Origin of the sequence: Luteococcus sp., assembly GCF_043424415.1 — a bacterium.
Classification (GTDB): domain Bacteria; phylum Actinomycetota; class Actinomycetes; order Propionibacteriales; family Propionibacteriaceae; genus Luteococcus.
In genome coordinates, this window is the sequence record NZ_JBHWOO010000129.1 from 1 (window position 1) to 6,210 (window position 6,210).

Here is a 6,210-nt window from a genome sequence, read left to right on the forward strand (position 1 = left end):
CCGTGGCGAATTCCTCGCCGGGGCCGCGCGTCGTCTGGTTCGGGTCGTCGGGGGCTCAGTCGTCGTCGATGTCCTCACCGGCCAGGGCGCGGGCCGCCAGCGACTCGCTCTCGGCCACCTCCCACACCTCCCGGGCGGCAGTGAGGTTGAGCGCGACGATGAACAGGCCGAGCACGATGTCGGGCCAGCCGCTGTGGGTGGCGGCGGTCACGCCGGCCATGGCGATGATGGCGAGGTTGGCGATGACGTCATTGCGGGCGGCGAGGAAGGCGGCGGTGGTCATGGAGCCGCCGTGGCTGCGCCAGCGGGCCAGCAGCCAGGTGCAGGCGATGTTGACCACCACAGCTCCGCCAGCGGTCAGCACCAGCGAGAGCACCTCGGGCGGGTGGGGGTCGGAGAACTTGGTCACGGCCTGCCAGATCGCGGCCAGTGCCGGCAGCATGATGATGCCGGCCATTACCTTGCCGGCCACGGCCCGGCGGTGCAGGCTCCATCCCAGCGCCAGCGCGATGAGGCTGTTGACGGCGAAGTCCTCGAAGAAGTCCACCGAGTCGGCGAACAGGCTCACCGAACCGATCGCCAGGGCGACGGCTCCTTCGACGAAGAAGTAGCCCAAGTTGAGCAGGGCCACCAGCATGACGGTGCGGCGCAGGCTGCGGCGCAGCCCCTGGTCGGCCAGCAGGTCGTCGTCGGAGCAAGACGGTTCGGGCTGTTCGTTCACCCCGGAAGCCTATCTGCCGTGCCCTCTAGGCTGGCGGGCATGGACATCACCTCCCCGCGACGGGTCTCCCTGCGCCAGGTCAAGCTCGACGGCACCGCCCTTGACCTGGTGGGCGACCTGGTGCTGGCCGACGACGACCGTGTGGTGGTGCTGCCCGCCGGCAGGGGTCCGGTGGAGGTGCCGCGCAGCCAGATCCGAGCCATGCGCTGGGCCCCCGCCCGGGTGGTGCGCCCCACCTCCCGCGTCGACGACCTGGTGCGGCTGGCGGCGCTCGGGCTGCCCGGCGACAGCACGGTGCGGATGGGTGGCTGGGCGCTGCACGTCGGCCAGGGGCGCTTGCGACGGGCCAATTCCTGCCATGCCACCGGCACTGCCGAACGCGAGCTGGGCCTGGCCGTCGAGCAGGTCGACGGCTTCTACCGGGATCGTGGGCTGGTGCCCTGCATCCAGTTGGCGGCCCGTTCCTGGCATGACGATGCCGAGCCGGCCCACGAGCTGGACCAGCTGCTGGAGCAGCGGGGATGGGCAGTGCGCCAGTCTTCTCGGCTGTTGGTGGGGTCCTTGGCGCAGCTCGACCTGGCAGGAGCGCAGCCCGATCTCGTCTGGGAGGAGCAGCCGTCCATGGCGTGGTGCGTCGCGGCCGGGGTGCAGGACGAGGCAGGCGCGGCGGAGCTGGCCACTGCGCCGGCCCGCTACGCCACGCTGCGGCTGGGCGGTGAGACGGTCGGTGGGGCCCGCCTGGTGCGCGCCGACGACTGGGCCGAGCTGGGGGAGCTGTTCATCTCCCCCGAGCACCGCGGACGCGGACATGGCCGTGCCCTGGCCATCGGGGTGATGGCCAGCGCACGAGAGCTGGGTGCTGCCTACTGCCACGTCACCGTGCCCGACGAGCAGGTGGCGGCGGGGCGCCTGGTGGACCAGCTGGGGCTGGTGCAGCACCACTGGGTGCGCCACCGCGAGCCGGTCAGTTGAGGATGCGGGTCTGGAACAGGTAGTCGTGGTGCTTGCCGCGCAGCGCCTTGAAGCAGGCGTTGAGGTGGGCGAAGAGCTGCACGATCGCGCAGAAGACCAGCAGCGGGATCCCGATCGGTGAGCCGATCAGCGTCAGGGTCAGCACCCATCCGATGATCGTCGCGATGGTCACCCAGATGTTGAAGTTGAAGGCGCCCGCCGCGGCCCGGCGCACGTAGGGGGAGCGGTCCTTGTAGAGCATCCAGATGATCAGGGGGCCGACGAAGCTCAACCAGCCGGCGCTGACCACCATCGCGACAAGGGTCGAGGCGTGGGCCAGTGCCGCGGCGTGACGGTCCTCGTCGGGGATCTGCGCCGACAGCGTGCCATGGGAGTAGGGGTTCTGGTTGGCGTAGTAGCTCATGACCCCATCCTCTCGCGTGCTGCTGCGCCGAAGCACCTTCTTGGGGGAGGGGTCGGGGCCGGGTCAGGGCAGATCCGGGGATCGAGGTCCTCGCTCTCGAAAGCTAGCAAGCAACTGCCCCACTCGTACTTGGGTCGGACACCCGCGCCCAGGCCAGGGCGAAGACCACCATCACCCCCGCGAGCGTCAAGCAAGCGGCGGTGACGCTGTGGCTGGTGACCAACCCGACCAGTGGGTTGAGTGCGGCGCCGACCAGGCTTGCGACAGTACTCACCATCGACAGGGCGGTGGCGCGGCTGGTGACGGGCGCTGCCACGGTGGTGAGGGTGTCTGCGACAGGTCCTCGTACGGCCGCCGAGGCGAGGATGACGACGAAACCGGCAATCGTGCCGAACCGGTGCGGGATCGTCATCAGGGCGAATCCCGCAGCACAGCCGAAAGTGCTTGCCGCGACCAGACGCGTCCTCGAGCCCACACGGCTGCAGAGCCATTCCGAGGAGTGGGAGCCCACGGCGGCGCCCATCTGGGCCAGGGCGAGCAGGACACCGAACCAGCGCACGTCCACCCCCGTCGACTGCCACCGGGGCTGGTTCAGGTAGAAGGCGGCGCCCACGAGGATCCAGGGCTGGAGTGCCGAGAGCCACAACACGGGCGTGGCAAGCACATGCCGGGCCACTGCGCCCAGCGGCTCCGGTGTGGGCGGCTCCGGTGTGGGGGAGTCGTCGCCGTCACGGGTGCGGGGTGCTGCCGGCAGCGCCAGCACGACGGCCGCCCCCGCCGTCTCGGCAACGGCCGCCGCGGCTGCGGGCCAGCCGATGCCACGGGTTGCGAGCAGAGCGCCGATGATGCCGGCGAGTGCTCCCGAGACCGCCGACAGCGCCCCGCAATGACCCAGCACCCCGGTCAGACGGTTACCCGCCTCACGGTCGAGGACGGCGGCCAGGTAGCTGCGGTCCGCACCGGAGACGAGCGCAATGCCGAGGCCGGAGAGCACGTGGGTGGCGACGAACTGGCCGAAGCCATGGCTGGTCGCAAAACCGATGGCAGCCACGGCTCCCACCAGGTAGCCGGCCACCAGTACGGCGCGGTCACTGGTCAGGTCGGCCAGCCGTCCGGTGGGCAGGTCACAGACCATGATGCTCACCACCAGCACCGTCTCCAGGGTGAAGACCTGGGTCCAGGTGAGGCCGCGGGCGAGCAGGTACAGGGTGGAGACGGGCACCGCGAAGGAGGCCGAGGTGAGCGCCGTGGCGATGGCGACCACCGTCAGGGCACGGTGGTGCCAGACGAAGTGGATGGTGTTCACGAGAAGTCCTGGGGTCGAGGGTTCCTGGTCAAGGGGACCGTCGAGCCTGCGGGCTGTGCCGTCGTCAGTACTCGACGGCCGGATCGGACATGCAGATCAGGCCCCAGGCCCTGTCGCATCGACGGGCCGGAGCTGGTCGGATCCGGCTGGCCACCTCACCCGAAGGTGACGGGGCCAGCCCAGTTACCTCGTGGACTCACGTCTCCAGCCAAGCACATGCGGCTGGAACAGCGCTCGCCGCCCACAGCGCACGTCGTGGGCCGACTGGGCACGTGGTGCAGCACGTGCCCAGTGGGCTCTGGGCGTGCCCAGTGGCCGGGCCCAGGGGCGAGGATGGCAACCGGGCCCGTCGCGCTCCCGGGCGGAGCGCCCACGACTAGGATCGGGACCATGCCGGCCAACCTCCTCGTCACGGGCGCCACCATGGTGCTGCTCAGCCTGCCCCTGCTGGTCCTGCTGGCCAGGGGAGTGACCAAGGAGCGGCAACGCCGGGCCGAGCTGCGCGAACAGCTGTTGGCTGCCCCCACCGCACCTGACATCCGGTGACCGGCCCGATCGACGACTTCATCGCCAGCTGCACCCCCACTGACCGGCAGGTACTAGGGGCGATGGTGGACCTCGCCCATGACGTCGTGCCCGGTCTGGTGCAGACCACCAGCTACCGGCTGCCGGCGCTGAGCCTCGGGCCCACCAGCAGGCAGGTCGTGTGCGGCTTCGCGGTGGGCAGGCGCTTCCTGTCCTGGTACCCGTCCAGCTCGGCCATCATCACCACGCTGGCCCACGAACTGTCCGGCGTCGAGACCACCGGCTGAGCCAGGGCCGAGGTCAAAGCCGTGTCACAGCTTGGCGCGCAGTGCCTCCAGCGTCTGCTCGTCCAGCCCGATGCCGTCGCGCAGGTAGCCGTCGAGGTCACCCCAGCACTGCTCCACCTCGTCGAGGCCCGCCTCCAGGAAGGTGAGGTCCACCAGGTTCATCGGCCGGTTGCAGGCTGCCCGGGCCCGCCCGCCACGCAGCAGGTCCATCCGCCACCGCAGCCTCATCATGTGGCCCACCGCCGGCTGGCTGGCCATGTAGTCCTCGCGGATCTGCTCGGGCGAGTCCCCGTGGATGTGCTGCAGCAGCAGCGCCACCCACCCGGTGCGGTCCTTGCCGTCGGTGCAGTGGAAGAGCACCGCCCGCGGCTCCTCGGCCACCATCCGCAGCACCTGGCCGATCCGCTCGCGCTGCCCGGCATCGGTGACCATGCGCCGGTAGCGGTCACACATGGCCTTCATGGTGTCGTCCTCGGTGCGCCGTGTTCCCGTCACAGCGTCGCCGGTGCCGTGCACGTCCACCAGCACGTGCCGCACCCCCGGCAGTTCAGGATCGGGAAAGTTGGCCGCCACCTTCTCGGTGCGAAGGTCCACCACCAGCCCCAGGCCCAGCTCGGCCAGGCGGCCACGATCCGCGGACGTGGCACCCCACAACAGCGAGGAGCGGTAGACCCCGCGGCCGGGACTGCTCGTGGAGGTGACCGGCCGCAGGTTGTAGACGCCGAAGGGGACATGGACGCGGTGGGTGACCAGACGCACCGCCGACAGGACAGAAGGCATGCCCCGCACTCTAGAGCTCCTCCAGGGGCGAGTGCAGGTGCGCCAGTTCGTCGGCAACGTTCGACGCGGCCCGCTCCTGCCACCACATGCGCCCCGGCGCGGTGGCGAACAGCTCCTGTTCCAGGAAGGCGCGCAGCACCTGGCCCCGGCCCGAGCGCCACTGCTGGTCGTCGAAGCGGCCGTACTCCCGCCGCAGGTCACGCACCGAAACGTGGTAGCGGCCCGGGGCACTGCCCAGGATCGCCATGTCGGCATCACTCAACACCGCCCCGGCCACATCTCCAGGATCAGGCCGGTGGTCGATTGTCAGCAGCACCAGCCGCTGAACCTCGGCCACCTCACGCGATGGCAGGCCAGCCCTGCCCAGCAGCGCCCCGCCCCGCTCGGCGGACAGCTCCTCGTCCTGCCCCGGACCGATGCCGTGCACCAAGTCGTGCACCAGCGTCGCCAAGACCTCGGCCCGCGAGAGCCGATGATCCACGGCGGCCGCCAACGACTGCTGGTGTGTCAGCATCTCCACGAGGTGCCGCACGTCGTGGTAGACCCTGCCGGGAGCGCCATAGGCCTTCACCACCTCGTGGGCCACGAATCCCTGCCCAGGAAGGTGCGCGTCGACCACGCGCCGCAGCAGGTCTCGACTGCGGCCCCGCCGCGGAGCATGGTCGGCATGCCCGGTGCGGGTACCGCCCGCCCGCATCCGACGCACCAGCTCGCGGCTGTCCACCAGCACGGCACCCGCCGCCAGTGCCGCCGGCACCCGGTCGGCGCGCAGGTCGTAGTGGTCGTGGTCGAAGGCCCTCACGTCCAGACCCGCCCGCCGGGCGCCATCGTGCAGCTCCCACAGCGACTCGTCGCTGACCAGGTGCCCATACATGGTCCCGTGCGCCGGCCAGCGCGGCTCGTCCAGCAGCAACACTCAGACCAGCCCCCGCACTCAGACCAACCCCTGCACCAGGCGCACCAGCCACGTGCTCACGCCCGCCGCACCGCAGGCCACCAGCACGCTCACGAAGGTCCCGATGATGAACCGCTCCGCCGCGCCCGCCGTCGTCGCCTTCAACTCGGGATAGCGTGCCAATCCCTTGAGCGCCAGACAGATCGCGATCGCCTCCGGATAGCGCGCCACAAGACCAGAGAAGATCGCCAGCCGCTCAAGACGCCCGATCCACGCCCCGCCCGGCAACTGCTGCGCAGCAGCCACCACCCCATCGGCGGC

The 6,210-nt window shown here is 70.6% G+C and carries 8 protein-coding genes and 1 pseudogene; 3 read left to right on the forward strand and 6 right to left on the reverse strand.

Features of this window, described 5'->3' with window-relative positions; translation table 11 throughout:
• Positions 1-55: 55 nt before the first annotated feature.
• Positions 56-721, reverse strand: coding sequence for a cation transporter (locus tag ACHFFZ_RS07830; RefSeq protein WP_394276091.1), 666 nt, complete (start codon positions 719-721; stop codon positions 56-58).
• 39 nt (positions 722-760) lie between these two features.
• Here ACHFFZ_RS07830 and ACHFFZ_RS07835 point away from each other — a divergent pair, with 39 nt between their 5' ends.
• A complete protein-coding gene (locus ACHFFZ_RS07835) occupies positions 761-1,693 on the forward strand; it encodes a GNAT family N-acetyltransferase (RefSeq protein ID WP_394276092.1) in 933 nt (310 codons plus the stop codon).
• Here ACHFFZ_RS07835 and ACHFFZ_RS07840 read toward each other — a convergent pair.
• Positions 1,686-2,096, reverse strand: coding sequence for a DUF4870 domain-containing protein (locus tag ACHFFZ_RS07840; RefSeq protein WP_394276093.1), 411 nt, complete (start codon positions 2,094-2,096; stop codon positions 1,686-1,688). The two genes, ACHFFZ_RS07835 and ACHFFZ_RS07840, sit on opposite strands and share 8 nt — an antisense overlap.
• 103 nt (positions 2,097-2,199) lie before the next feature.
• Entirely contained in the window at positions 2,200-3,402 is a 1,203-nt protein-coding gene (locus ACHFFZ_RS07845) for an MFS transporter (protein WP_394276094.1), read from the reverse strand.
• Between the two features lie 390 nt (positions 3,403-3,792).
• On the opposite strand from ACHFFZ_RS07845, the gene ACHFFZ_RS07850 reads away from it, so the two are divergent.
• Both ACHFFZ_RS07850 and ACHFFZ_RS07855 read left to right on the forward strand, forming a co-directional pair.
• On the forward strand, positions 3,793-3,948 hold the full coding sequence (locus tag ACHFFZ_RS07850) for a hypothetical protein (protein WP_394276095.1): 156 nt from the start codon (positions 3,793-3,795) through the stop codon (positions 3,946-3,948).
• Positions 3,945-4,214 (forward strand): hypothetical protein, encoded by a 270-nt coding sequence (locus tag ACHFFZ_RS07855; RefSeq protein WP_394276096.1) that lies wholly within the window; start codon positions 3,945-3,947, stop codon positions 4,212-4,214. The genes ACHFFZ_RS07850 and ACHFFZ_RS07855 overlap by 4 nt, the downstream gene beginning before the upstream one ends.
• A 24-nt stretch (positions 4,215-4,238) precedes the next feature.
• Here ACHFFZ_RS07855 and ACHFFZ_RS07860 read toward each other — a convergent pair whose 3' ends face one another.
• From ACHFFZ_RS07860 to ACHFFZ_RS07870, 3 genes and pseudogenes are all read right to left on the reverse strand, one after another.
• Positions 4,239-4,994: a tyrosine-protein phosphatase gene (locus ACHFFZ_RS07860; protein WP_394276097.1), complete on the reverse strand. Its 756-nt coding sequence runs from the start codon at positions 4,992-4,994 to the stop codon at positions 4,239-4,241.
• Between the two features lie 10 nt (positions 4,995-5,004).
• Positions 5,005-5,910 carry a DUF4031 domain-containing protein gene (locus ACHFFZ_RS07865; protein WP_394276098.1) on the reverse strand — a complete coding sequence of 302 codons (906 nt, stop codon included), beginning with the start codon at positions 5,908-5,910 and terminating at the stop codon, positions 5,005-5,007.
• A gap of 18 nt (positions 5,911-5,928) precedes the next feature.
• Positions 5,929-6,210, reverse strand: a pseudogene (locus ACHFFZ_RS07870) (hypothetical protein); the annotation flags it as partial.